This is a genomic window from Rathayibacter sp. PhB179, from assembly GCF_004345345.1.
Taxonomy (GTDB): Bacteria; Actinomycetota; Actinomycetes; order Actinomycetales; family Microbacteriaceae; genus Rathayibacter; species Rathayibacter festucae.
Map to the genome: position 1 here is coordinate 61543 of NZ_SLVD01000012.1, position 25199 is coordinate 86741.

Sequence of the window (25199 nt, forward strand, 5' to 3'; positions counted from 1 at the left end):
GGGTGCGGGGGGTGGAACGGGGCGCGTCAGTCGGCCGCGAAGAAGATGTTCTTGGTCTCGGTGAAGCCGAGTGCCGCGTCGGGTCCGAGCTCGCGGCCGAGCCCGGACTGCTTGAAGCCGCCGAACGGGGTCGAGTAGCGGACCGAGGAGTGCGAGTTGACCGACAGGTTGCCGCTCTCGACCGCCCGCGACATCCGCAGCGCGCGGCCGAGGTCGCGGGTCCAGATCGAGCCGGAGAGGCCGTAGTCGGTGTCGTTGGCGAGCCGGATCGCGTCGGCCTCGTCCTCGAAGGGGAGGACGGAGACGACCGGACCGAAGACCTCCTCGCGCCAGACCGGGTCGCCGCTCGAGGGCAGCAGCACGGTCGGCGGGAACCAGAAGCCGGGGCCGGCGGGCGCCGAGCCGCGGAACGCGACGGGCGCTCCGTCCGGGACGAAGGCGGCGACGCGCTCGTGGTGGGCGGCCGAGACCAGCGGACCCATCTCGGTCGCCTCGTCGCGCGGGTCGCCGACGACGACGCCCTGCACGGCCGGCTCGAGCAGCTCGAGGAAGCGGTCGAGGACGCGCCGCTCGACGAGGATCCGGCTGCGGGCGCAGCAGTCCTGGCCGGCGTTCTCGAAGACTCCGTAGGGGGCGGTGCTCGCGGCGCGCTCCAGGTCGGAGTCGGCGAAGACGATGTTCGCGCTCTTGCCGCCGAGCTCGAGGGTGACCCGCTTCACCTGGTCGGCGCAGCCCGCCATCACCCGCTTCCCGACGCGCGTCGAGCCGGTGAAGACGACCTTGCGGACCAGCGGATGGGTGACGAAGCGCTCGCCGACGACGTCGCCGCGGCCGGGCACCACCTGGAAGAGGCCCTCCGGCAGTCCGGACGCGAGGGCCAGCTCGGCGAGGCGGAGGCTCGTCAGCGGCGTCCACTCGGCCGGCTTCAGCACGACGGCGTTGCCCGCGGCGAGCGCCGGTGCGAAGCCCCAGGAGGCGATCGTCATCGGGAAGTTCCACGGCGTGATGATGCCGACGACGCCGAGCGGCTCGTGCACCGTGACGTCCAGCCCGCCGGCGACCGGGATCTGCGCGCCGAGCAGCCGCTCCGGAGCGGCGGAGGAGTACTCGAGGACGTCGCGGACGTGCCCCGCCTCCCAGCGCGACTGCGTGATCGGGTGACCGGAGTTCCGGGTCTCGAGCTGCGCCAGCTCCTCGATCGCGCCGTCGACGGCGGCGGCGAACCGGCGGAGGGCGCGGGCCCGGTCGAGCGGGGCCAGCGCCGCCCAGCCGCGCTGCGCTGCGGCCGCGCGCTCGATCGCGGCGTCGACGGTCGCGAGGTCGGCGAGGGCGACCTCGTCGAAGGCGGCGCCCGTCGAGGGGTCGACGAGGGTCTGCACGGTCGTCTGCGGAGTGGGCGTCGGCGGGGTCGTCGTCTGCGGGGTCATCGGAGTGCGTCCTTCGGGGTGCTGAGGGAGGAGCCTTCTGCCGCGCCGGTGCCCGCGCGGTGCGCGAGCGCGGCGGCCACCAGGCCGGTGAAGAGGCGGGTGTCGGCAGTGTCCTCCTCCGGGTGCCACTGCACGCCGAGCGCGAAACGGCGGCCCGGCAGCTCGAGCGCCTCGATGGTGCCGTCGGCGGTCCGCGCGGCGACCTCGAGGCCGTCGGCGACCCGGTCGACCGCCTGGTGGTGGTAGACCTGCGCGACCACGGCGTCCTCGCCGAGCAGCCCGCGCAGGCGCGACTCCGGCTCGACCGCGACGTCGACGTGCGAGAACACGCCGCCACCCGCCTGGTAGCGGCGGTCGCCGACCACATCGGGCAGGTGCTGGTGCAGGGTGCCGCCGAGTGAGACGTTGAGCAGCTGCGCGCCGCGGCAGATGCCGAGGAACGGCAGGTCGGCCTCGAGCGCGGCGGTCATCAGGTGGTCCTCCCACGCGTCGCGCTCGGGGCGGGGCGCGTCGGTCTCCGGGTGCGCCTCCTGACCGTAGCGGGCGGGGTCGATGTCCTTGCCGCCGCAGACGATCAGCCCGTCGAGGCGCTCGACGACGGCGCGCGCGGTCTCCGCCGAGGCGGGCTGCGGCGGCAGGAGCAGGGCGACGCCGCCGGCCCGGGTCACCGAGTCGATGTAGTTCGCGGGCAGGAAGGACGCCTCGACGTCCCAGACGCCGGAGACGGCGCGCTCGCGGTAGGTGGTGAGCCCGATGATCGGGCGCGGGGCGACGGGAGCGTGCTCGGAGCCTTCTCGGAGGTCAGAGTCGCTCAAAGCCGCGCACCCTCTCCCAGTCGGTGACGGCGGCGTCGTAGGCGGCGAGCTCCACCCGGGCGTTGTTCACGTAGTGGTCGACGACCTCGTCGCCGAAGGCGGCCCTCGCCAGCGCGGAGGACTCGAACAGGTCGGCGGCCTCGCGCAGCGTCGTCGGGACGCGCGGCGCTCCGGAGCCGTAGGCGTTCCCGGTGCAGACGTCCTCGAGCTCCAGCTCGTTCTCGATGCCGTGCAGCCCGGCGGCGACCAGCGCGGCGACGGCCAGGTACTGGTTGACGTCGCCGCCCGGCACGCGGTTCTCGACGCGCATCCCGGCGCCGTGGCCGACGACGCGCAGGGCGCAGGTGCGGTTGTCGAGGCCCCAGGCGACCGCGGTCGGCGCGAACGACCCGTCGACGTAGCGCTTGTAGGAGTTGATGTTCGGCGCGAAGAAGAGGGTGAACTCGCGCATCGCGGCGAGCTGGCCGGCCAGGTAGTGCCGGAACAGCGGCGACATCCCGTGCTCGCTCTCCGCGTCGGCGAAGACGGGCGTGCCGTCCGTGCCGCGGAGCGAGAGGTGGATGTGGCAGGAGTTGCCCTCGCGCTCGTTGAACTTGGCCATGAAGGTCAGGCTCTTGCCGTGCTTGTCGGCGATCTCCTTCGCCCCCGACTTGTAGATCGAGTGGTTGTCGCAGGTGACGAGGGCGGCGTCGTAGCGGAAGCCGATCTCCTGCTGGCCCAGGTTGCACTCGCCCTTGATGCCCTCGCAGTACAGGCCGGCGCCCTCCATCGACACCCGGATGTCCCGCATCAGCGGCTCCATCCGGGTCGAGGCGAGCAGCGCGTAGTCGATGTTGTAGTCGCTGGCGGGAGTGAGGCCGCGGTAGCCCTTCGCGAAGGCCTCGCGGTAGGAGTCGTCGAACACGATGAACTCGAGCTCGGTGGCCACGAACGCCTCGAGGCCGCGCTCGGCCAGGCGGTCCAGCTGCGCGCGGAGGATCTGCCGCGGCGCCTCGCCGACCGGAGCGTCGTCGAGCCAGGTGAGATCGGCCGTGACCAGCGCGGTCCCCGGCAGCCACGGCGCGAGACGCAGCGTCGACAGGTCCGGGATCATCTTCATGTCGCCGTAGCCGCGCTCCCAGCTCGAGATCGCGTAGCCCGCGACGGTGTTCATCTCGACGTCCACGGCGAGCAGGTAGTTGCAGCACTCGGCGCCGTGCGCGGCGACGTCGTCCTGGAACAGCCGCGCCGAGATGCGCTTGCCGACGAGCCGGCCCTGCATGTCGGTGAAGGCGACGATCACCGTGTCGATCTCGCCGGCCTCGATGAGGGTGTCGAGTCGCTCGAGGGTGAGCATGCCCCGCACCGGGGCGGGGTCGGCGGCACTGCGTCGATCGGCGGCACTGCTCTCGGCGCTGACAGGTGCCATGGGATGCCTCCGGGGTCACTCCGCCGGGTGGCCGGACGAGGCCGCATGGTCGGATCGGGGTCCATTGAAGCACAGCCGCTGTTCCCGAGGGAGTGATGCCGGCACCGACGGCGCGGGATGCGCGTCGATCCACCGGACCTTCGGATCGCGCCGTTCACACCGTCGTAACGCCATCGGTCTTCCCAGCGTCCATTGAGGTCCCTATGCTCGGACCACCCGAGCCGAGGAGACCCGATGGCAGAGCAGACGAAGCAGACTCCGACGAGCAAGGGTGCGCGGCGCCCGGCGGCGTCGGGACCCGACTCCGCGAACGTCACCAGCACCGCGGGGGTGACCTACCGCGAGGCCGAGGCCGGCTACTTCGAGAAGCGCACCCTGCGCCGCTCCGCGGGCGTTTGGGGCCTGTGGGGACTGGCGGTCGCCGCCGTCATCTCCGGTGACTTCTCGGGCTGGAACTTCGGCATCGACTTCGCCGGCTTCGGCGGCATGCTGATCGCCTTCGCCGTCCTCGTGGTGATGTACTACGGCCTCATCTTCTCGATCGGCGAGATGTCCGCCGCGATGCCGCACACCGGCGGCGCCTACTCCTTCGCCCGCTCGGCCATGGGGCCGTGGGGCGGCCTGGTCACGGGACTGGCCGAGACCATCGAGTACGTGGCCACCACCGCCGTGGTCGTCTTCTTCTCGGCGCAGTACGCGAACGGGGTGACGAGCGAGCTGCTCGGCTTCGACCTCTCCGGCGCGATGTGGATCTGGTGGCTGGTCCTCTACATCGTCTTCGTCGCGCTGAACTCGGCGGGCGCGGCGATCTCGTTCCGCTTCGCGATCGTCGTCTCGATCGTGTCCATCGCGATCCTCCTGGCCTTCTCCGTGATGGCCCTGCTCTCGCCGGCGCTGGACTGGTCGAGCCTGTGGAACATCGCGCCGGACGCCGGTCAGACCGAGTTCCTCCCGCACGGCGTCCTGCCGATCCTCTTCGCGCTGCCGTTCGCCATGTGGTTCTTCCTCGGCATCGAGGAGCTGCCGCTCGCGGCGGAGGAGGCGCACGACCCGGTCCGCGACATCCCCCGTGCCGGCTTCTGGGCCCGCGGCACCCTGATCGTGACCGGCCTGCTCGTCCTCTTCCTCAACACGGCGCTGATCGGCTCCGAGGACATGGGCGTCTCGACCGAGCCGCTGCTCGACGGCTTCCGCGCGATGGTCGGCGACGGCGCGGCCGCTGTGCTCGCGCTCTTCGCCCTGATCGGGCTGCTCGCGTCGCTGCAGGGCATCATGTTCGCCTACGGGCGCAACATGTACTCGCTCTCCCGGGCCGGCTACTACCCGCGGGTGTTCTCCCTGACGGGTAAGCGCCAGACTCCGTGGATCGCGCTGACCGTGGGGGCCGTGATCGGCTTCGTCGCGCTCGTCGTCGTCGACGTGCTCAGCCGGCTCGACCCGGACAACGCCGGCGCTGTCGCGGGCGCGATCGTGCTGAACATCGCGGTCTGGGGCGCGGTCGTCGCGTACTTCATGCAGATGGTGTCCTTCGTGCTGCTGCGCCGCCGGTTCCCGAACGCGAGCCGCCCGTACCGCAGCCCGTGGGGCCTTCCGGGGGCAGTGATCGCGGCGCTGATCAACGTGCTGATCTTCCTCGGCTTCCTCTTCAACGACGCGTTCCAGCCGGCGATCATTGCGATCGCCGTGGTCTACGTGATCATCCTGATCGGCTTCGCGGTCTGGGGTCGGAAGCGCCTCGTCCTCTCGCCCGAGGAGCGCTACGCGCTGAGCGGCGGACTGCAGGCGGCGCCGAGCATCCCGGAGCCGGACCGCGTCGACTGAGCGCGGGGTGGGCGGGGCGCCGCTGTCTCAGCCCCTGCCACCCCGGCTGTCGTAGGCGCGGTCGAACGCGACGGGGGAGTAGCCGTCGCGCCGGACCGCGAGTGCGAGCGGAACCGCGACGGCGGCGAGGAGAGCGAGGACGAGGAGCAGGGCGAGCATGGGGCATCCGATCTCGAGGTGATGCTCCGAGAGTGGCCCGGTCCACGCGTCCCTGGTGGCGAGAAGAAGGGCCACTCTGCGCGCCACGGACCTTCAGTGGCCGCTTCATCCGAGGTGGCCTGACCGACGGTGGATCCGTCCACCTGACCGGCGTCCGGCGATCCGTCGAGCAGGAGGCGAGCCGGAGCCTGCGCAGAACGCCGCCGATCCGCCCGGAGCGGAGCCCCGGCGTAGGCTGGCGGCGCAGTTCGCGGACCCCCTGCACCCTTCGGGGCCGCACGACGACAGCGACGGAGCTGACGTGACATCCGCCTCGACCACCCTCCCCGAGAGCACCGACCCTGCGAGCAACGACCCCGTGAGCAACGGCCCGCGGGGCACCGCCCTGCAGGCCCCGCCGGAAGGACCCCCCGTGGACGCCGACACCCGCACCGAGACCGACTCGCTCGGCTCGCTCGACATCCCGGCCGACGCCTACTGGGGCATCCACACCGCCCGGGCGCTCGACAACTTCCCGATCTCCAAGCGCCCGATCTCGATCTACCCCGATCTGGTCCGCGCCCTGGCGACCGTCAAGCTCGCCGCCGCCCGGGCGAACACCGAGATCGGCAGCCTCGCCCCGGCGAAGGCCGAGCTGATCGAGCAGGCCTGCCGCCGGATCATCGACGGCGAGTTCCACGACCAGTTCGTGGTCGGCGTGATCCAGGGCGGCGCGGGCACCTCGACCAACATGAACGCGAACGAGGTCGTCGCCAACGTCGCTCTCGAGATCGCCGGGCGCCCCAAGGGCGACTACGCCTTCCTGCACCCGCTCGACGACGTGAACCGCAGCCAGTCGACGAACGACGTCTACCCGACGTCGATCAAGATCGCGATGACCTGGTCGCTGCGCCGCCTGCTCGACGAGCTCGCCCTGCTCCAGGCCGCGTTCTCGCGGAAGGCCGTCGAGTTCGGCAGCGTCCTCAAGGTCGGCCGCACCCAGCTGCAGGACGCCGTCCCGATGACCCTCGGCCAGGAGTTCCACGGCTTCGCGACCACGCTGGGCGAGGACCACGCGCGCCTCTCCGAGACGATCTGGCTGCTCGCCGAGGTCAACATCGGCGCCACCGCGATCGGCACCGGCATCACCGCCGACCCGCGCTACGGCGCCGCCGCCGTCCGCCACCTCAACGAGCTCACCGACCTCGACCTCGAGATGGCGCAGGACCTCGTGGAGGCCACCAGCGACACCGGCGTCTTCATGTCGTTCTCGAGCGCGCTGAAGCGCTCGGCCATCAAGCTGTCGAAGATCTGCAACGACCTGCGCCTGCTCTCCTCCGGCCCGCAGGCCGGCTTCGGCGAGATCAACCTGCCGTCGCGCCAGGCGGGCTCGAGCATCATGCCCGGCAAGGTGAACCCGGTGATCCCCGAGGTGGTCAACCAGGTCGCCTACTCGGTGGCGGGCGCCGACGTCACCGTGACGATGGCGGCCGAGGCGGGTCAGCTGCAGCTGAACGCGTTCGAGCCCGTCATCGCGCACTCGCTCCTGCAGAGCATCACCTGGATGACCCAGGCCTGCCTCACCCTGCGGATCAACTGCATCGACGGCATCACCGCGAACGTCGACCGGCTCGAGGCGATGGTCGCCTCCTCCGTCGGCGTCGTGACCGCGCTGACCCCGAGCATCGGCTACACCGCGTCGGCCGCGATCGCGAAGGCGGCGCTCGCCACCGGCCGCAACGTCGCCGACCTCGTCGTCGAGGCCGGCCTGATGTCCCGCGAGGAGGTCCTGCGCCTCATCTCGCCCGCCCGCCTCTCCGGCATCGAGGCGATGACCGCGTCCCTCCCGATCATCGAGCCCCCCACGGAGTAGCCCGCCGTACTTCCTCCGCGAGATGCCACTTGTGCACGCTTTCCTCGGCGTGTCGCGCTTATAAGTGGCATCTCGCGGGGAGCGCCTGCGCGCAGCTGCCGAGGAGCATCACCCGGGCGGGTCGCACTCAGTGCTGGTGCGACGTGGCCCGCTTTCCGCGAGATGCCACTTGTGACCGCGTTTCGCGGCGTGTCGCGCTCATAAGTGGCATCTCGCGGCGAGGTGCAGGGCGGCGTAGCTGCGCCAGGGGGCCCAGGGGCGGGCGGCCGCGGTGAGGGCTCGGGGAGTCGAGGGGAGGCCGAGTGCGGCGGCGCCGCCGCGGACGGCGCGGTCGCGGGCCGGCAGGACGTCCGGGTCGCCGGTGATCCGCGCCGCGACGGAGGCGGCCGTCGCCGGCTCGATGCCGTCGACGGCGAGCAGGCGCTCCACCAGGTCCTCGCGGCGGAGGCCCGCGTCCAGGCGCAGAGTGCCGTCGGCCAGGAGGGCCGCGCTCCGCCGGACGGTCTCGACGCGGCGTTCGGAGCCGCGCAGCACGTCCGCTCCGTTCTCCGCGATCGCCGCGGGAGACGGGAACGCGTGGGTGACACCGCCGGCGGCGAGGCCGGCGGGCAGCGGCTCGCCGAGTGCCGAGACCAGCCGGGTCAGCGCCGTGCGCGCGACCGCGGCCGGCGCACCGACCCCGATCAGCGCGCGCAGCAGGGTCTCGGCCGGGTCGACGGAGCCCGCCAGGCGGATCCCGGGGGTCACCGCGACCAGCGGCGCCAGCACCGGATCGGCGCCGAGCGCCTCGTCGATCGCGGCGGAGTCGGCGTCGAGGTCGAGCAGCCGGCGCACCCGCGCGACCAGGGGGCCGACATCGGCCACCGAGACCAGGGTCGCGGTGCAGCGGAGGGCATCGCCGTCCGGCTCGAGCCGCACGATCGCCGGGCCGCCGGGCAGCGCGAGCGAGCGCGAGTACCGGCCCTGACCCGCCTCCTCGAGCCCCGGCACTGCGTCGGTGCCGAGGACGGCGAGCACGCCCGGATCGAACGGCGCCCGCACGGCGAGCCGCAGCTCGAGCGTCGTCGCGCCCGCGTGGACGGCCGCCTCCGACCGGCCTCCCCGGGCCGAGGCCCGCAGCGCGCTCGGGCTCCGCTCGTACACCTCCTGGATCGTCGCGTTGAACTGCCGGATGCTCGCGAACCCCGCGGCGAACGCCACCTCCGACACCGGCAGCTCCGTGCCGGTGAGCAGCAGCCGGGCGGTCTGCGCCCGCTGCGCCCGGGCGAGGGCGAGCGGCGGCGCGCCCAGCTCGACGCGCAGGATCCGTCCGAGCTGGCGGGCGCCGTAGCCCAGGCGCCCGGCCAGCCCCTCGACCCCCTCGCGATCGACCACACCGTCGCCGATCAGCCGCATCGCGCGCGCCGCGGTGTCGTCGCGCAGGTTCCACTCCGGCGAGCCGGGCACCGCGTCCGGGAGGCAGCGCTTGCAGGCGCGCAGCCCTGCCTCGTGCGCGGCCGCCGCGGTCGGGTAGAACCGGACGTTCGCGGGCCGGGGCGTCGTGGCGGGACAGCTCGGCCGGCAGTAGATGCCGGTCGAGTGCACCCCGGTGATGAACCGGCCGTCGAAGCGGGAGTCGCGCGAGGCGACCGCGCGGTAGCGCTCCTCGAACAGCGGATCCTCGACCATGCTCCGAGACTGGCACGCCCCGCGGCCGGAGGATCGCGGAAATCGGACACGGCCCCGCGAGCTGCGCCGCCTCCCACCCGCACACGGAGCCGCTTCGCGACTCGGTGGTGAGGGGAGGATGCGGCGGCGCCCCTCCGCACGGTGGTGGATCTCGATACGCCCGCGGCGCGGGCTAGTCGATCAGCAGGGCGGTCCCGCGGGGCGCCCCACCCGCACCCGCTGTCAAGCGCCGGGCCGCGCGTCCGCCGGTGCCCTACTCTCGGAGCCCATGAGCGCCTATCCGCCGCCGGCCCCCGCCCGCCCCTCGATCGTCCCGACGGTGCTGGGCGCGATCGGCGTCGCGCTGCTGGGGGTCCTGCTGCTGCTGGTCCTCGCCTACGTCGTCTCCGGGCTCGGCGCGACCGCGGCCGGGATCTGCGCGGTCGTCGCCCTGGTGCCGCTGCTGATCGTGCTGGCCGGCGTCCGCTGGGTCGACCGCTGGGAGCCCGAAGCGCCGCTCGGCCTCTGGTTCGCCTTCCTCTGGGGAGCGGCCGGCTCGGTGGCCATCTCGCTGCTGGTCGACCTCGGTGTGCAGATCGCGGTCTACGCCTCCGGTGCGCAGCCGAGCGAGTCGGACTTCGTCGGCGCCGTGATCCAGGCGCCGATCGTCGAGGAGTCGGCGAAGGGCCTCGGCGTCCTGCTGATCCTGCTGATCTGGCGCCGCAGCTTCGACGGACCGGTCGACGGCATCGTCTACGCGGCGGTCGTCGCCTCCGGCTTCGCCTTCGTCGAGAACATCCTGTACTTCGGCAGCGCGCTGGTGGAGGGCGGTCTCGGCTCGCTCGCCGTCACGTTCTTCCTCCGCGGCGTGCTCTCGCCCTTCGCGCACGTGCTCTTCACCTCCTGCACCGGCGCGGCGCTCGGGTTCGCGATGAGCCGCCCGCCGGCCGCGCGCCTGCCGATCGCGCTCCTGGGACTCGCGCTCGCGGCGTTCCTGCACGCGCTCTGGAACGGCTCGTCCTTCCTCGTCGCCGACTGGTTCGGCTTCTACGGCGTCGTGCAGGTGCCGCTGTTCGTGGTCGCGGTCGTCGTCGTCACGCTGCTGCGCAGGCAGGAGCGGCGGGTCACGCTCGAGCGTCTGGGCGACTATGCGGCCGCGGGCTGGCTCTCGCCGACCGAGGTGCGGATGATCGGCACCGCCGAGGGTCGTCGCACCGCCGCGCGCTGGGCCCGGGTGGCCGGGGGCGACCGGCCCCGGGCGATGCGCGGCTTCATCCGCTCCGCGACGAGGCTCGCGCACGTGCGCCAGCAGCAGCTCGCCGGCCGCGGCGGTCGAGCGGCCGCCGTCGACGAGCGCGTGCTGCTCGACGAGCTCGTCGCCCGCCGCGCGGCGCTCACCGGCGGCTGAGCGGTCCGGACCGGGGGATCAGCGGGCCGCGGGGTCCGCGAGAGGACAGGAGCAGGACATGGCGCCCACCATCCAGGTCGCGACCGGCGACGGCAGGACGCTCGTCGTCCACGACAGCGGCGACGAGGGGCGGCCGCTGCTCTGGCAGCACGGCTCCCCGCAGACCGGCGCCCTGCTCGTCCCGGTGCTCGAGGCCGCCCGCGCGCGCGGACTCCGTCTCCTCTCCTACGCCCGCCCCGGCTACGGCGGTTCGACCGCGCGGCCGGGCCGCGACGTCGCCTCCGCGGCGGAGGACGTCCGCGCCGTGCTCGACGCGCTGGGCCTCGACCGGATCCTCACCGCGGGCGCCTCGGGCGGCGGCCCGCACGCCCTGGCCTGCGCCGCACTGCTCGGCGACAGGGTCGACGGCGTCGCCGTCCTCGCCTCACCCGCCCCGGACGACGGCGACCCCGTCTGGTTCGACGGCATGGCCGCTCCGGGCGGCCTCGCGTCGGCGCGCGACGGCCGCGAGGCGCGCGCCCGCTTCGCCGAGACCGACGAGTTCGACCCCGAGTCGTTCGTGGCGGCCGACTACGCGGCCCTCGAGGAGGAGTGGGCGGCCCTCGGCGAGGACGTCGCGCGCTCGGAGCAGTGGGGTGACGGCGGCCTGATCGACGACGACGTCGCCTTCGCCGCGCCGTGGGGAGTCGACCTCGCGGCGATCCGCTGCCCGGTCGTCCTCGTCCAGGGCGGCCTCGACCGCGTGATCCCGGCGCACCACGCCCGACGGCTCCGGGCGCTGCTCCCGACCGCCCGGCTGATCGAGCACCCCGGCGACGGCCACGTCTCGGTGCTGCGCCGGCTGCCAGAGGCGCTCGGCCGCCTGATCGCCGTCCGCTGACGCCGCCCTCAGCTGACGCCGCTCTCCGCAGTCGAGCGCGCCGATCAGCGCGGCTGCACCGCCGCGACCTCCGCGACAGGCGCCGCCTCGACGCCGCGCCCCTCCGCGAGGCGACGCCGCAGATCGACGACGGCGACGACCCCCGAGGCGAGAGCGAGGACCGCCACGGCCGGCGCGACCAGGTCGATCGCCGCCTCCAGCCCGAGCGCCGTCGCCACGGCCCCGGCCGCGACGGCCGTGATCGCCTGGACCAGGTAGCTCAGGAGGTACACGGCCGAGATCATCGAGCCGCGGTGCTCGGCCGGAGCCGCCTGCCCGACCAGCGCGAGCCCGCCGGAGAAGCTGAGCGAGTAGCCGACGCCGCCGACGATCATGAAGGCGACGAACAGCACGAGCGAGCCGCTGGCCGCCGTCCACTCCATCAGCGCGAGCCCGGCGATCGCGACCACGGCGCCGACGATGATCGCGAGGTGCGCGTGCACGCGCTGGATCGCCAGGGCGGTGAGCCCGATCACGATCGACGACAGCGCGAGCACCGAGCCGATCACGAGCAGGTCGGTCGTGCCGGTCAGCTCCCGGGCCATCTGGGCGCCGAGGGAGAGCACGAGGGCGCCGACCGCGTAGGCGACCGAGACGGCGAGGGTCGCGCCGGCGTACGCCCGTCGGAGGCCGACCGGCACGGAGGGGAGATGCGGCCGCCAGCGGGCGCCCGCGACCGGGCGGTCGTCGCGGCCGAGCGCCAGCAGGACGAGGGTGACCGCCCCGACCAGCGCCAGGACCCAGTAGCTCAGCTGCAGCGGCAGCGGCGCGTACTGCGCGAGCGCGCCCGAGAGCAGCAGCGAGAGGGTGAGCCCCGCGGCGGTCGACACGGTCGTGAGCGAGGAGGGCAGGCGCGGGTTCGCGGACACGTTGTCGTCCACGAGGGAGGCGCTCGCCGCGCTGAGCGCCAGCGCGGTCCCGACGCCCTGCATCGCCCGGCCGACGTAGAGGAGCGCGACGCCGTCCGCGAGCGAGAACACGACCGCCGAGACCGCGATCAGCGCGATGCCCAGCAGCATCGTCCGCCGCCGCCCGATCACGTCGGACAGTCCGCCGACCAGGAGCAGCGCGAGCAGCAGCGCGACGGGGTAGGCGCCGACGACGGAGGTGATGACGACGGGGGAGAGGCCCCACTCCTGGGCGTAGCTCGGGTAGAGCACGGAGGGGGCGCCGCTGGACCAGAGGCAGAGCGCCAGCACGAGCGTCGAGACCCAGAAGGCACCTCGCCGCCCGAAGCGCACGGGAGGGCGGACGAGGGTGCTGGGAGTCGGCATGGAGGTCACGCTAGTGCCCTGGCTTGGAATGTCCAAGCGAGGTCGAGCCGGGTTAGTCTCGGTGAGTGCCCACCGCCCGCAGCCCCGTCGACGTCGACGACGACCGGGCCGAGCGCTGCTCGGTCGCCCGGTCGCTCGAGCTGCTCGGCGAGCGCTGGAGCCTCTTGATCGTCCGCGAGGCGCTGCGCGGGGCGAGCACCTACTCCGAGTTCCGCGAGCGGCTCGGGGTGCCGAGCGACGTGCTCTCGGCGCGGCTGCGGACCCTGACCGAGGCGGGCGTCTTCGAGAAGGTGCCCTACCGGCCGGAGGGCTCGCGGGAGCGCTCGCGCTACGAGCTGACCGAGCAGGGCCGTGCGCTCAAGCTCGTCCTCGTCGCGCTCGCCCAGTGGGGCGACGAGAACCGCCCGGCCCCGCACGGCGCGGCCTCGCTCGCCTCCGATGCGGACTCCGGCGAGCGGCTCGAGCTCGCCTTCGTCGACCCGGAGGGGCGTCGGTCGGCGATCGACCGCGTCCGCATCGTGCCGGGCCCGGCCGCGCGCACGACCTGGGAGAGTCTCTGAGCCGAGGCCGGCGGACCCGAGGCCGGCGCCTCCCGCGGGAGACGGCCGACCCTGAGCCCGAGCGGCCTCAGTCGGCGCGCAGCACCCGGCGCTCGCCGGCGGTCACCGCGACGCCGAGGCGGTTCTGCGCGGGCGGCAGCGGGCAGTTGTAGTGCGGCGAGAACCCGCACGGCGGGATGTAGGCGCGATTGAAGTCGAGCAGCACCGGGCCGGGCGTCCCGGCGTCGGCCGCTCCGCCCAGACGCTGCACCACGAGGAACCGGCCGACCGGGTAGCTCTTCAGCTCCGGGTCGTCACTGCGGTTGGTCGGGTCGCCGAACGGGACGAGCAGTGTGCCGCCGTCGTCGAACGCGGCGACCGTGTACTCGTGCGCCCGCCCGTCGTCGACGAGCGAGAAGGTGATGTCGCCGGGCACGACGAGATCGCGCGTCGCCCCGTTGTCGCGGAGGTGCTCGAACGGGATGGTGCGCGCGTCGTCGACCGGCTCGAACCAGGCCTCGAGCACCCAGGCGGCGTCGAAGGGGAAGGTCTCGATCGCGTCGAACGAGCGGATGCCCTCGGAGGCCGCGTCCCAGACGCGGTAGCCGTACTCCTCCTCGCCGGTGTCCAGGCTCGCGCGGCGCATGCGCGTGAGGGTCGCGGTCGGCCCGTAGCCGGCCAGCGCGGCCTCGTCGTCGACGCGCTCGCCCGGCTCGAGCCAGCGGGTCTCGACCAGGGCGAGGTCGCCGCGCGGGCCGGTGACCCGCTCGGCACGGCGCGCGAGCCACGACTCCCAGCCGGCGCGGGCCGACTCGGTGGTGTCGATCGAGGCGCGGGAGGGGGCGGTGACAGTGCTGCTCGTCGAAGGCATGCACCGTGCAACGCGGGGGCGGCCGCTTCTCTTCCTGAGCGGGTCCGACGAGATCGGCGCCGGAGAACGCCCGTTAAAGACCTCGACGCCCTGCGGCAGCGGCAGGGCCGGCTGCTCTGACGGGGCGTCGAGCTCTTCTTGGAGGACAGCATGCGCCACTCGGCGGCGGCCCGCAAGAGGGCGGCGCCGTTCGCCCACGGCGAGGCGCGAGAAGCCCCGTCGCGCCGGTCGGCGCCCGAGCGGTCGTTAGACTGGACCGCCTGTTTTCGACGGTCCCCGGAGCGCAACCGCCTCCCGCCCGAGACCGCGGAACCGGCACGGAAGGGCGCACGATGACGGACAGCGACACGATCCTCGAGTCCGAGCTCTCGCGTGAGCGCGCGTACGTGGCGGGGCTCTACGCCCGCCTCGACGAGCTGATCGCGCAGTCCAGGGAGGCGCTCGACTCCGTCCGGATCGAGAGCGTCGGCGGCAACCACCAGAGCCGGTCCGAGCGCGACGCGTTCGCGCGCCTCTACGAGGACCGCATCCGCTCGCTCTCGGGCGCCGACGACCGGCTCGCCTTCGGCCGGCTCACCCTCGCCGACGCCGAGACGGAGCACCGCTACATCGGCCGCATCGGCCTCCGCGACGACGAGCAGGACACCCTGCTGCTCGACTGGCGCGCTCCCCAGTCGGCCGCCTTCTACCAGGCCACCGCCGCCCGGCCGATGGGCACCCGCGCCCGCCGGCACCTGACCCTCCGCGGCCGTGAGGTGATCCGCTTCGAGGACGAGGTCTTCGACGAGGAGCTGCTCCGCGAGGGCACGGCGCTCCAGGGCGAGGGCGCGCTGATGGCGGCCCTCGGCGCCCAGCGCACGGGGCGGATGCACGACATCGTCGCGACCATCCAGAGCGAGCAGGACCGCATCATCCGCTCCGAGCTGCGGGGCGTGCTCGTCGTGCAGGGCGGCCCGGGCACCGGCAAGACCGCGGTGGCGCTGCACCGCGCCGCCTACCTCCTCTACTCGCACCGCGACCGCATCGCCTCCTCCGGGGTGCTCGTCGTCGGGCCGTCGCGCTCCTTCCTGCGCTACATCGAGGCGGTGCTGCCCTCGCTCGGCGAGACCGGCGTCGTGCTCTCCACCCTCGGCCAGCTCTACCCGGGCCTCGACCTGATCGAGGAGGACCGCCCGGCGGTCGCCCGGGTCAAGGGCTCCGCGCGGATGGCCGAGCTGCTCAAGCGCGCCGTCCGCTCGCGCCAGGCCGTGCCGGCCGAGACGCTGGTCCTCGACGTCAACGGCGAGAAGCTGCGGCTCGAGCCGCACGAGGTGGAGCGGGCGATCACCCGCGCCCGCGACTCCCGCAAGCCGCACAACGAGGCCCGCGTCACCTTCGTCAAGGCGATGATCACCCAGCTGACGCGGCAGCTCGCCGACCAGCTCCGCAGCCACGGCAACACGGTCGACGAGGCCGACGAGGCGGTCCTCCGCGAGGACGTCCGCACCGCGTACGACGTCCGCGTCGCTCTCAACACCGCGTGGATCCCGCTCACCCCGGAGAAGCTGCTGCAGGACCTCTACGCCCGGCCGAACTGGTTCGCCTCGCTCACCCCGCGCTGGACCCCGGACCAGCGCGCCCTGCTCCGCCGCGATCGCGACGCCGCCTTCACCGTCTCCGACGTGCCGCTGCTCGACGAGGCGGCAGAGCTCGTCGGCGCCTACGACGACCACGCCGACGCGCAGAAGAAGGCCGAGAAGGAGCAGCGCCGCCGCGACGTCGAGAACGCCGAGGCCGCGATCCGCAACATGGGCGTCGACGGGCTCGTCAACGCCAAGGACCTCGCGGCGGGCTTCGCCGAGCGCACCAGCGTCGGCACCACCGCCGAGCGCGCGGCGGCCGACCGCTCCTGGACCTACGGGCACGTCGTGGTCGACGAGGCGCAGGAGCTCTCGCCGATGCAGTGGCGGGTGCTGCTGCGCCGCTGCCCGATGCGCTCCTTCACCATCGTCGGCGACGTCGCCCAGGCGTCCGGCGCCTCGGCCGCCTCCAGCTGGGACGCCGCGCTCCGCGACACCTTCGGCCGCCAGGGCCGCGACGGCGAGGCCGCGCCGTGGCGCCTCGAGGAGCTGACGGTCAACTACCGCACGCCCGCGCAGATCGTCGCCTACGCCGAGCGCACCGCGCGCGAGAACGGACTCGAGATCACCCCGGGCGAGGCGGTGCGCTCCACGGAGTGGCCGGTCCGCACCGTGCGCGACCGCGGCGACGCCGCCCTCGCCGACCGGGTGCTCGCCGTCGTCCTGGAGGACCGCGCGATCGGGGACGGCACGCTCGCCGTGATCGCGCCCGACGACGAGCTCGACGCGATCACCGCGCGGCTGGAGCAGGAGCTCGGCCGCGAGGTCGGCCGCGGCTCCCGGGGACTCGACCGCCCGGTCGCCGTGCTCTCGACGGCCGACGCGAAGGGGCTCGAGTTCGACTCCGTCGTGATCGCCCGGCCGCGGCTGATCGCGGCGGAGGAGCGCGGCGCCGCCTCGCTGTACGTCGCGATGACCCGGCCGACCCAGCGCCTCACCCTGGTCGAGTGAGCCGGTCGGAGTGGCGGCCGGCGGGATCGAGCGTCCAGGGCGTCCCTCCTAGGATGGAGAGCATGAGCAGCGAGAACCTGACCAAGCCCGAGCTCGACGCCCCCGACGGCCCGGCCCCCGACACCCTCGTCGTCGAGGACCTCGTCATCGGCGACGGCGCCGAGGCCCAGCCCGGCTCCACCGTCGACGTGCACTACCTCGGCGTCGAGTACGACACCGGCGAGGAGTTCGACTCCTCCTGGAGCCGCAACCAGTCGATCAACTTCCCCCTCAACAACCTCATCCGCGCCTGGCAGCAGGGCATCCCCGGCATGAAGGTCGGCGGCCGCCGCAAGCTGATCTGCCCGCCCGCCCTCGCCTACGGCCCCGCCGGCGGAGGCCACCCCCTCTCCGGCAAGACCCTGATCTTCGTGATCGACCTCCTCGGCACCAAGTAAGCCGTACGTCGCCGCATACGGGTCGAGCAGCCCCGAAGGGGCGTCTCGATTCATGCTGGTCGAGTAGCTCGAAGGGGCGTCTCGATTCATGCTGGTCGAGTAGCCCCGAAGGGGCGTCTCGATTCATGCTGGTCGAGTAGCTCGAAGGGGCGTCTCGATTCATGCTGGTCGAGTAGCCCCGAAGGGGCGTATCGAGACCCACCCTCAAGCACTGAAGGCGCAGCCCCCGGATCACCGGGGTCTGCGCCTTCGTCGTTCCCCGCAGCCGCCCCTCAGCGCGGCTGCGCCCTCTTCACCCGGTCGACCAGCTCGCGCCAGGCCCCGTCGAGCTCCGTCTCACCGAGCCGCACCGTGTGCGTCTGCACCCGGATCTCGTAGACGAAGCGATCTGGCCGCCCGGCAGGAGTCGCCGCGGCGCGCGGCCGGTCGTCCCAGTCGAGCGAGCCGATCAGAGCGTGCCAGGCGCCCTCGTCCGGCTGCTGATCGACATCGATCCGCCAGACCCGGCGGAGCCCGGCGAAGCCGCCACTGCGCGACACGATCACATCCATGGCCGCGATCGTACGCGCCCGCCCCCACAGCATGCTGGTCGAGCAGCCCGCGCGGCGGGCGACCCTGCCACCCGCGTGGTCCGCGCAGCGGGCGCCCCTGCCACCCGCGTGGTCCGCGCAGTGTTCGCCTCATGCTGATCGAGTAGCCCGCGCAGCGGCCGTATCGAGCGGAGGGGGCGCCTTCGGCGCCAGCGCAGGGCGGGGAAGAGACTGACGTTCATGCGGGGGTGGGTCTCGATACGCCCCTGCGGGGCTACTCGACCAGCATGTCTGCGGGCGTCTCTTCCAAGTAGATCCACCACCGCCGAGAGGCGAGTCCACGGACCGGACTGCTGACGGTGGTGGGTCTCGATACGCCCCTGCGGGGCTCCTCGACCAGCAGGGGGAGGCCGCTACTCCGGCAGCGCGACCCCCACCGTCGTCCAGCCGGTGCGGACCGCCGCCTCGACCTCGGAGCCGGCGCCGAAGCGCTCGGCCGCCGCGGTCACGGTGAGCGCCGCGAAGCCCTCGAAGTCCGCCGTCGCCGTCAGCACGCCGCCGGTCAGCACGTCGTACCAGACCTGCCCCGCGCGCTCCCACGAGGGACCGCCGAGCTCGAGCGCCGCGACCGCGAAGGCGCGGTTGGGGATGCCGGAGTTGATGTGCACGCCGCCGTTGTCGTCCTCGGTGTCGACGTAGTCGGCCATCGAGCCGGGCTGCGGGTCCTTCCCGAGCACGTCGTCGTCGTAGGCGGTGCCCGGCGCGATCATCGAGCGCAGCGCGGTGCCCTGCACCTCGTCGGTGAAGAGGCCCTCGCCGATCAGCCAGCTCGCGTCCTCCGCGCTCTGGCCGGCGCCGAACTGCTCGAGCATCGCGCCGAACACGTCCGAGATCGACTCGTTGAGCGCCCCCGACTGCCCGCGGTAGACCAGGTTGGCGGTGTACTCGGTGATCCCGTGCGCCAACTCGTGCCCGATCACGCTCTGCGAGACCGTGAACCGGCGGAAGACCTGCCCGTCGCCGTCGCCGAAGACCATGCGCGAGCCGTCCCAGAAGGCGTTGTCGTAGTCCTCGCCGAAGTGCACCGTCGCGTCCAGCGGCAGCCAGGCGTCGTCGATCGAGTCGCGGCCGAAGGCCTGCTGCAGGAACTCGGACATCGCGCCGAGCCCGTCGTAGGCCTCGTCCGCCGCGGCGTCGCCGGTGGCGGGAGCGCCCTCAGTGCGCACGACGGTGCCGGGCAGGGTCTCGGTCGACTGCGCGTCCGAGATGGTCCGCTGGAGGGCGGCGACCCGCTCCGCGCGGGGGACCGGCGACGCGGTGGCGGTCGAGCGACCGGGGGAGGGCTCGCCCGGCCGGACGCGACGGAAGGGCACGTCCTGCTCGAGCGAGCGGCTGGCCGCCCGCGCGGCCCGGGCGAACGCCGGGTCGTCGAGTCGGGCGATGCGGACGAGGAGATACGGCGGCACGACTGTTCTGCTCATGGCCCGATCCTCGCACCCACCCCCGACACGGTCGTGGGCTCGCCGCTCGCGGCCCGATGCGGTAGCGGGGCGCCGCGCGCTAGCCTGGCGAGCGACGAGCGGCATCCACGGACCGGGGCGCACCCGAGGACTTGAGGCGGACATGGGCATCATCACGCGGGGCTTCTTCGGCAAGCGCGAGCAGAACCCGGACATCCCGCCGGGCCAGTACCTGGAGAAGGGCTTCCCCGTCCTCTCGATCGGGCCGACCCCGAACATCCACGAGTGGGCCTTCTCGATCGACGCCGGCCCCGCCGGGGCGCGCCGCTGGACGGCGGACGAGTTCGCCGCGCTGCCCCGCGAGGACATCCACACCGACCTCCACTGCGTCACGCGCTGGTCCAAGCTCGCGACGAACTGGCGCGGCGTCTCGGTCGACCTCCTGCTCGACGGCATCGAGAGCGACGCCGGCTTCGTGATGGCGCAGAGCTACGGCGGCTACACGACCAACCTGCCGCTCTCCGAGATCCGCGACGGCAAGGCCTGGATCGCGACCGAGTTCGAGGGCGCGCCGCTCGCGGCCGAGCACGGCGGCCCCGCGCGGCTGCTCGTGCCGCACCTCTACCTCTGGAAGAGCGCGAAGTGGGTCCGCAGCCTCCGCCTCATGCCCGGCGACGAACCCGGCTTCTGGGAGCAGAACGGCTACCACATGCACGGCGATCCCTGGAAGGAGGAGCGCTACTGGTGATCTGGACGGAGGCGGTGACCGAGTCGGTCCTGCCGCTCACTCCGACCTCGCGACTGATCGCGCTCCGCGTCCCCGGCTGGCCCGGGCACCTCGCCGGGCAGCACCTCGACGTGCGGCTCACCGCGCCCGACGGCTACCAGGCGAGCCGCTCCTACTCCATCGGCGCCCCCTCCGACGGCGAGCGCGTCGAGCTGGCCGTCGAGCGCCTCGACGACGGCGAGGTCTCGCCGTACCTTGTCGAGGGACTGGAGGCGGGTGACCGCCTCGAGGTGCGCGGTCCGATCGGCGGCTGGTTCGTCTGGCGTCCCGAGCAGACCGGGCCGGTGCAGCTGATCGCCGGCGGCAGCGGGCTGGTCCCGCTGATGGCGATGGCCCGCGAGCACGGCCGCGTCGGGAGCGCCGCACCGATGCGCCTGCTCTACTCCGTGCGCTCCAGCGTCTTCGCCTACTACCGCGACGACCTGCGCGCACTCGGCGAGCTGCCCGCCGACCGCGGCGGCGTCGAGACCGAGCTCGTGTACACCCGCGTCGCCCCGCCCGGCGCCGCTCGTCCCGCGGGCCGGCTCACCCCCGAGCTGCTGGCCACCACGGCGATCCCCGCCTCCGAGGAGCCGACGGTCTACGTCTGCGGCCCCACCGCCTTCGTCGAGGCCGTCGCCACTGCCCTGGTCGCCCAGGGCCACGACCCCGCCCGAGTCCGCACCGAGCGCTTCGGCGGCCCGTAGCCCCTGCACCTCCCGCGAGATGCCACTTGTGCACGCGACACGCCGTGAAATGCGTGCACAACTGGCATCTCGCGGAAAGCGTCCGCGGCGCTGTCCCCCTTCCGCGAGATGCCACTTATGAGCACGACACGCCGTGGAAAGCGTGCACAAGTGGCATCTCGCGGAGGGGAAGGAGCCGCGGCTACTCGAAGGAGACGGTGCGGTTCTCGCCGATGTCGGGCTGGCCGCCGGTGACGGCCGCCTTGGCGACCTTGAAGAGCACGACGGGGGCGGGGGAGTCGGTCACCCAGAGCTCGACGGTCTCGGCCGAGACGCGCAGCAGCGCGACGGTCGGGTCGTCCTTGCCGTCGGGGAACCAGGCCGAGATCGAGGGCGACCACAGCTCGTCCACCTTGGCGGGGTCGTGCACGACGGTCGCCGAGCCGGCCACCGAGAGGTAGCCCTTCTTCGACTCGAACGCGACGTTCACGCTCGGGTTGGCGCGGATGTCGTCGACCTTCGCCGACGGGTCCTGGGTGAAGAACCAGAGGTCGCCGTCGAAGTCGACGTCCTGCGCGGCGAGCGGCCGGCTGACGAGCTGCCCGGTCTCGTTGACGGTGGTGAGGAGTCCGATCTTCGCGCTCTTCACGATCTCGGTGATCTGAGCGCGGTCGTCGTCCGTGGCGGGGGTGATGGTGGTGTCGGTCATGCTGCCGACGCTACGCGGAAGCACGGCCGCCGCAAGGGGTGGCGAGCGCGCCGACGGCCTGGCTAGCGTCGAGGGATGGACACCACCACGTACACGGCCATGCTCGACAGCGGCGCGGAGCAGGAGAGCATCCGCCTCGAACTCATCGACGGCTCCCCTCAGCGCTCCCTCACCCGCGTCGCCGACATCGACGGCGAGGAGGTCGAGGTCGTCTGGGAGCTGGACGGCGAGATCGACGGCTTCCACGTCTACCGCCCCGTCCGCGTCGAGGGACGCGACGACGACAGCGGCGAGGTCTCCGACGACCTCACCGACGGCAACGCCGCCGGCGCCTACGCGGGCGAGTAGCCCCTCGACCGCGTCGCACGCCCGTCCAGCGGGGTGCGACGCGGTCGTCCCTCCCCGTGCCTCAGGCCACCGGGTGCAGCGCGTCGTAGCGCCGGAAGCCCGGGCTGAGCCGCAGCACCGCCGCCAGGATCAGGACGATCGCCAGTCCGCCGGCCAGCGGCGGCAGCCAGAGCAGTGCGAGCGAGGCGAGCAGCCCCGTGTAGAGGTCGCCGACCCGCGGTCCGCCCGTCACCACCACGATGAAGACGCCCTGCAGCCGCCCGCGCATGTTGTCGGGCACCGCGGTCTGCAGCATCGTCTGCCGGAAGATCGAGCTGACGTTGTCGGCCGCACCGGCTCCCGCGAGCGCGACCGACGCCGCCGCGATCAGGCCGAGGTTCGGCTCGGAGGCGTCGTGCGCCGTCAGCTCCGCGACCAGCAGCACCGCGCCGAAGCCGAGGATCAGCGCTCCGTAGGCCTGGATCGACCGGCTGATCGCGAGCCCCTGATGCCGCACCCCGATCAGCCGCCCCGAGAAGACGCTGCTCAGCAGCGCCCCGACCGCGTACGCCGCAGTGAGGAAGCCGACCGTCACCGCACCGCCGCCCAGCAGCAGTGCCGCCGCCGCCGGGAAGACGACCCGCGGCTGCCCGAACGTCATCGCCACGATGTCGACGAGGAAGGACAGCCGGATGTTCGGCGCCCCGCGGAGGAACCGCAGCCCGTAGCGCAGCGACTCCAGCCCCGGCCGCTGCCGCTCGCCCTCGGGCACCAGCGCGGGCAGCCCGGCGATGCCGAGGAACGCCGCGAGGAAGAGCACCACGTCGATCGTGTAGGTCACCGCGAAGCCGGAGGAGGCGACCAGCACGCCCGCGAGAGCCGGCCCGACCGTCACCTCCACGCCGCCCGCGATCCCGCCGAGCGCCGCCGCCGCCGGCACCAGCTCGAGCCGCAGCAGCCGCGGCGCCACCGTCATCCGGGTCGCGCCGATGATGGTCGTCGCCACGGCGTTGACCGCCGTCAGGGCGTAGAGCGTGAGCGGGGTCTCCGCGCCGAACCAGGCGAGCGCCGCGATCGCCGCGGTCGAACCCCAGGCGACGATCGCGGAGAGCAGCAGCACCAGCCGCCGGTCGAAGGCGTCGGCGAGCATGCCGCCGTACAAGCCGGCGATCACGGTCGGCACCAGCGCCACCACGCCGACCATCGCGACGGCGAGCGTCGATCCGGTCAGCTCGTAGATGTGCAGGCCGACGGCGACGATCGTCATCTGCCCGCCGATGCCGGAGATCACGTTGCCCGCCCAGAGGCGGGCGAAGGCGGGGGACTCGCGGAGGGGGGAGAGGTCGACGACATGGCTGCGCCGGGGCGCGGAGGGGGGCTGGCTCACCCGCTCCATTCTCGTGCCTGCCCGCAGGGTCCGCGCGGAGGCGACGGCGGCGGTGCTGCGCGGTGGTGCAGCGCGGCGATCGGGCGCACGGGGCCGTCAGGACGGAGCCCGTAGGGTGGGGAGCATGAGCACGTCATCCGACGGCGCGCCCCGACGCCCGCGCACCACCGCGTCGCGCGTCGCCGGCGCCGCCCCCGCGCGCCGCGCCGCCCCCGCTCCGCGCACCCGGACCCGCACCGCGAGCTCGAGCGCCGCGGCCTCGGGCGGCCGCTTCGCCGCGCTCCGCCGACGCTACGGGGCCGGGACGGCGTCGATCCTCCTCGCGATCGTCGTCGTCCCGATCGCGTTCTTCGTCTGGTACGCGATCATCTCGCTCGGCGCCTACCCGGGCGACCAGGCCGTCAGCGACCTGCTCGTCGGCGTTCTCTACACCGCGATCATCCACGCGCTCCTGCTCGCCGGCGTGCTGCTCGGCGTCTCCTCGATCCGCGCGCGACGCCGCGAGGGCCGTCCGGCGATCGCCGGCTGGATCGGCGTCGTGCTGAACGTGCTCGTCGTCCTCTTCTGGGAGCTGCTCGTCTCGCCGTGGCTCGTCGAGCTCTGGAACCGGGCCGTCGGCGCCTGACCCACCGGTCCCCACCGGCCCCCGCCGGCCGGCGACCGATCCGCTCGACCACCGGCCCCCGCGCTCTGGTAGGCTCCTCAGGTTGCCGTCCAACGGCCGCGGATCAAGAGAGCCCACGCATCAGGCGCAGGGCACCGCGCAACGAGAGAGAGGGGATCCCATTCATGGCACTCGAAGCAGACGTCAAGAAGGCGATCATCGAAGAGTACGCGACCCACCCCGGTGACACCGGATCCCCCGAGGTGCAGGTGGCCGTCCTGACCAAGCGGATCAAGGACCTCACCGAGCACCTCAAGGAGCACAAGCACGACCACCACTCGCGTCGTGGTCTGCTGCTGCTCGTGGGTCAGCGCCGTCGACTCCTCGGCTACCTGTCGGACGTGGACATCAGCCGCTACCGCTCGCTGATCGAGCGTCTCGGCCTGCGTCGATAGTCCCCTCCGCTCCTCCCCTCACCGGGTCGGGCGCGGGGTCTCGATGACACCGCGATCTTCTTCTGAACGGGCCGCTCTCCTCCGGGAGGGCGGCCCGTTCCGCGTTCCCGGCCACCGAGTTCCCCGGCATCGCGCGCCCCGGCGGCGTGCTCAGTCCAGGCGCTCCGGCCGGTCGACGCCGCCCCAGGAGAAGCCGGCCGACGCCGCGAACCAGTCGGCCGCCGACCGCGCGAGTGCGGCGTCCGCCTCGGGTCGTCCGGGCAGCGCCAGGGCCTCGGCGAGACCGGGCAGAGTCCACCGGTCGTCGAGGGCCTTCGCCTGCGCCCGCTGCCAGGCGTCCGAGCAGGCGGGCTCGCCGGCCGCCCGGGTGATCGACGCGGCGCCGGGGGCGGCGCCGTCCCGCACGAGCGCGAGCGCGCAGGTCAGCGCCGCCGTCCGGACCACGCTCCGCGGCGCTCGCGCCGGCTCGGTGGCCCGCACCTGATCCTGGGCCCCGACGATCGCCGTCAGCGCGAGGAACAGCCGGGTCGCCTCCTCGTCCGGTCGCGGCGCCAGCCGGCCCGGACCGGCCGAGATCGCGGCGGACGCTCCAGGAGGGAGCACCAGGCCGCGGCCGATCCGAGCGGAGTACGCGCTCAGCAGACCGGTGACTCCGGCGTCGCGGCGCGGGTCGCTCTGACCGACCACCCCGCGCACCCCGGGATCGCTCAGCACCCAGACGACGGGGGTGTCGTTGTGGATGGTCAGACTCCGGTGGTCGGCGTCGACGCAGGCCAGCAAGTGCCCGGCCAGTGCCTCGCCCTCGCGGTCGAGCACGGAGGAGGCGGCGAGCAGCTCGCGCGGCTCGTCGCACGGCCCGGTCGTCCCGCCGGCCGCGGAGGGCAGCCCGGCGAGGGGAGCGAGGGCGGCGAGGGCGAGCGCGAGCACCGCGATCGCGGCGGCGGAGGCGGCGGTCGCGCCGAGGAGCCGGCCGGGGGAGTCGCGGCGACGCACGGCGGCGACGGAGCGATCCGGCCGCACTCCACCCCGCCGCACCCGATCGAGCGCGGACGCCACCGTGCCTCGACGCACCATGCGGGACTCCCTCTGCTCGGAGGCTAGACCCGGAACCGGGCCCTGACCAGGCCC

At 73.5% G+C, this 25199-nt stretch carries 24 protein-coding genes; 12 read left to right on the forward strand and 12 right to left on the reverse strand.

Features of this window, described 5'->3' with window-relative positions; all coding sequences use genetic code 11:
* Window positions 1-26 precede the first annotated feature (26 nt).
* Genes EDF43_RS19960 through EDF43_RS19970 form a run of 3 tightly spaced genes read right to left on the reverse strand, consistent with a single transcriptional unit; the run spans window position 27 to window position 3578 of the window.
* Entirely contained in the window at window positions 27-1427 is a 1401-nt protein-coding gene (locus EDF43_RS19960) for an aldehyde dehydrogenase family protein (protein WP_132438268.1), read from the reverse strand.
* Entirely contained in the window at window positions 1424-2242 is an 819-nt protein-coding gene (locus tag EDF43_RS19965) for a gamma-glutamyl-gamma-aminobutyrate hydrolase family protein (protein ID WP_123737221.1), read from the reverse strand. The genes EDF43_RS19960 and EDF43_RS19965 overlap by 4 nt, the downstream gene beginning before the upstream one ends.
* Window positions 2229-3578, reverse strand: a complete 1350-nt coding sequence (locus tag EDF43_RS19970; RefSeq protein WP_132438307.1) for a glutamine synthetase family protein — start codon at window positions 3576-3578, stop codon at window positions 2229-2231. Before EDF43_RS19970 ends, EDF43_RS19965 begins: the two co-directional genes overlap by 14 nt.
* A gap of 306 nt (window positions 3579-3884) precedes the next feature.
* Here EDF43_RS19970 and EDF43_RS19975 point away from each other — a divergent pair, with 306 nt between their 5' ends.
* A complete protein-coding gene (locus EDF43_RS19975) occupies window positions 3885-5471 on the forward strand; it encodes an amino acid permease (RefSeq protein WP_123447918.1) in 1587 nt (528 codons plus the stop codon).
* Window positions 5472-5498: 27 nt separating this feature from the next.
* Here EDF43_RS19975 and EDF43_RS22560 read toward each other — a convergent pair whose 3' ends face one another.
* Window positions 5499-5630 (reverse strand): hypothetical protein, encoded by a 132-nt coding sequence (locus tag EDF43_RS22560; RefSeq protein ID WP_279389014.1) that lies wholly within the window; start codon window positions 5628-5630, stop codon window positions 5499-5501.
* A gap of 385 nt (window positions 5631-6015) precedes the next feature.
* On the opposite strand from EDF43_RS22560, the gene EDF43_RS19980 reads away from it, so the two are divergent.
* Window positions 6016-7482 (forward strand): aspartate ammonia-lyase, encoded by a 1467-nt coding sequence (locus EDF43_RS19980; protein WP_185020255.1) that lies wholly within the window; start codon window positions 6016-6018, stop codon window positions 7480-7482.
* Window positions 7483-7680: 198 nt separating this feature from the next.
* Here EDF43_RS19980 and EDF43_RS19985 read toward each other — a convergent pair whose 3' ends face one another.
* Window positions 7681-9150, reverse strand: a complete 1470-nt coding sequence (locus EDF43_RS19985; protein WP_132438266.1) for an Ada metal-binding domain-containing protein — start codon at window positions 9148-9150, stop codon at window positions 7681-7683.
* 268 nt (window positions 9151-9418) lie between these two features.
* Between EDF43_RS19985 and EDF43_RS19990 the strand changes: the two genes are divergently transcribed.
* Together EDF43_RS19990 and EDF43_RS19995 are read left to right on the forward strand one after the other, a co-directional pair.
* A complete protein-coding gene (locus EDF43_RS19990; RefSeq protein WP_123737219.1) occupies window positions 9419-10537 on the forward strand; it encodes a PrsW family intramembrane metalloprotease in 1119 nt (372 codons plus the stop codon).
* Between the two features lie 58 nt (window positions 10538-10595).
* Entirely contained in the window at window positions 10596-11417 is an 822-nt protein-coding gene (locus tag EDF43_RS19995; protein WP_123737218.1) for an alpha/beta hydrolase, read from the forward strand.
* Window positions 11418-11461: 44 nt separating this feature from the next.
* On the opposite strand, the gene EDF43_RS20000 is transcribed toward EDF43_RS19995, so the two are convergent.
* Window positions 11462-12730 (reverse strand): MFS transporter, encoded by a 1269-nt coding sequence (locus EDF43_RS20000; protein WP_123737217.1) that lies wholly within the window; start codon window positions 12728-12730, stop codon window positions 11462-11464.
* A gap of 65 nt (window positions 12731-12795) precedes the next feature.
* Here EDF43_RS20000 and EDF43_RS20005 point away from each other — a divergent pair, with 65 nt between their 5' ends.
* Window positions 12796-13290: a helix-turn-helix domain-containing protein gene (locus EDF43_RS20005; RefSeq protein WP_132438265.1), complete on the forward strand. Its 495-nt coding sequence runs from the start codon at window positions 12796-12798 to the stop codon at window positions 13288-13290.
* A gap of 67 nt (window positions 13291-13357) precedes the next feature.
* Here EDF43_RS20005 and EDF43_RS20010 read toward each other — a convergent pair whose 3' ends face one another.
* Entirely contained in the window at window positions 13358-14140 is a 783-nt protein-coding gene (locus EDF43_RS20010; RefSeq protein ID WP_123737215.1) for a DUF1684 domain-containing protein, read from the reverse strand.
* A 332-nt stretch (window positions 14141-14472) separates the two neighbouring features.
* Here EDF43_RS20010 and EDF43_RS20015 point away from each other — a divergent pair, with 332 nt between their 5' ends.
* Together EDF43_RS20015 and EDF43_RS20020 are read left to right on the forward strand one after the other, a co-directional pair.
* Complete coding sequence (locus EDF43_RS20015; protein ID WP_132438264.1) at window positions 14473-16710, forward strand: UvrD-helicase domain-containing protein; 2238 nt, start codon at window positions 14473-14475, stop codon at window positions 16708-16710.
* A gap of 62 nt (window positions 16711-16772) precedes the next feature.
* On the forward strand, window positions 16773-17147 hold the full coding sequence (locus EDF43_RS20020; protein ID WP_123447904.1) for an FKBP-type peptidyl-prolyl cis-trans isomerase: 375 nt from the start codon (window positions 16773-16775) through the stop codon (window positions 17145-17147).
* A 272-nt stretch (window positions 17148-17419) separates the two neighbouring features.
* On the opposite strand, the gene EDF43_RS20025 is transcribed toward EDF43_RS20020, so the two are convergent.
* Entirely contained in the window at window positions 17420-17698 is a 279-nt protein-coding gene (locus tag EDF43_RS20025) for a protealysin inhibitor emfourin (RefSeq protein WP_123447903.1), read from the reverse strand.
* 392 nt (window positions 17699-18090) lie between these two features.
* Complete coding sequence (locus tag EDF43_RS20030; RefSeq protein WP_123737213.1) at window positions 18091-19158, reverse strand: M4 family metallopeptidase; 1068 nt, start codon at window positions 19156-19158, stop codon at window positions 18091-18093.
* A gap of 142 nt (window positions 19159-19300) precedes the next feature.
* Between EDF43_RS20030 and EDF43_RS20035 the strand changes: the two genes are divergently transcribed.
* On the forward strand, window positions 19301-19885 hold the full coding sequence (locus tag EDF43_RS20035; RefSeq protein WP_123704990.1) for a molybdopterin-dependent oxidoreductase: 585 nt from the start codon (window positions 19301-19303) through the stop codon (window positions 19883-19885).
* Complete coding sequence (locus EDF43_RS20040; RefSeq protein ID WP_243646380.1) at window positions 19882-20610, forward strand: ferredoxin reductase; 729 nt, start codon at window positions 19882-19884, stop codon at window positions 20608-20610. Before EDF43_RS20035 ends, EDF43_RS20040 begins: the two co-directional genes overlap by 4 nt.
* Before the next feature lie 181 nt (window positions 20611-20791).
* Here EDF43_RS20040 and EDF43_RS20045 read toward each other — a convergent pair whose 3' ends face one another.
* A complete protein-coding gene (locus tag EDF43_RS20045) occupies window positions 20792-21298 on the reverse strand; it encodes a pyridoxamine 5'-phosphate oxidase family protein (RefSeq protein ID WP_123737212.1) in 507 nt (168 codons plus the stop codon).
* 75 nt (window positions 21299-21373) lie between these two features.
* Here EDF43_RS20045 and EDF43_RS20050 point away from each other — a divergent pair, with 75 nt between their 5' ends.
* Window positions 21374-21646, forward strand: coding sequence for a hypothetical protein (locus EDF43_RS20050; protein ID WP_123704987.1), 273 nt, complete (start codon window positions 21374-21376; stop codon window positions 21644-21646).
* A 61-nt stretch (window positions 21647-21707) separates the two neighbouring features.
* On the opposite strand, the gene EDF43_RS20055 is transcribed toward EDF43_RS20050, so the two are convergent.
* On the reverse strand, window positions 21708-23012 hold the full coding sequence (locus tag EDF43_RS20055) for an MFS transporter (protein WP_243646379.1): 1305 nt from the start codon (window positions 23010-23012) through the stop codon (window positions 21708-21710).
* A gap of 124 nt (window positions 23013-23136) precedes the next feature.
* On the opposite strand from EDF43_RS20055, the gene EDF43_RS20060 reads away from it, so the two are divergent.
* Both EDF43_RS20060 and rpsO read left to right on the forward strand, forming a co-directional pair.
* A complete protein-coding gene (locus EDF43_RS20060) occupies window positions 23137-23637 on the forward strand; it encodes a hypothetical protein (protein WP_123737210.1) in 501 nt (166 codons plus the stop codon).
* A gap of 164 nt (window positions 23638-23801) precedes the next feature.
* Entirely contained in the window at window positions 23802-24071 is a 270-nt protein-coding gene (rpsO, locus tag EDF43_RS20065) for a 30S ribosomal protein S15 (RefSeq protein WP_123447896.1), read from the forward strand.
* Between the two features lie 150 nt (window positions 24072-24221).
* Here the strand turns inward: rpsO and EDF43_RS20070 are convergent, their stop codons facing one another.
* On the reverse strand, window positions 24222-25145 hold the full coding sequence (locus EDF43_RS20070; protein WP_132438263.1) for a hypothetical protein: 924 nt from the start codon (window positions 25143-25145) through the stop codon (window positions 24222-24224).
* Window positions 25146-25199: the final 54 nt, after the last annotated feature.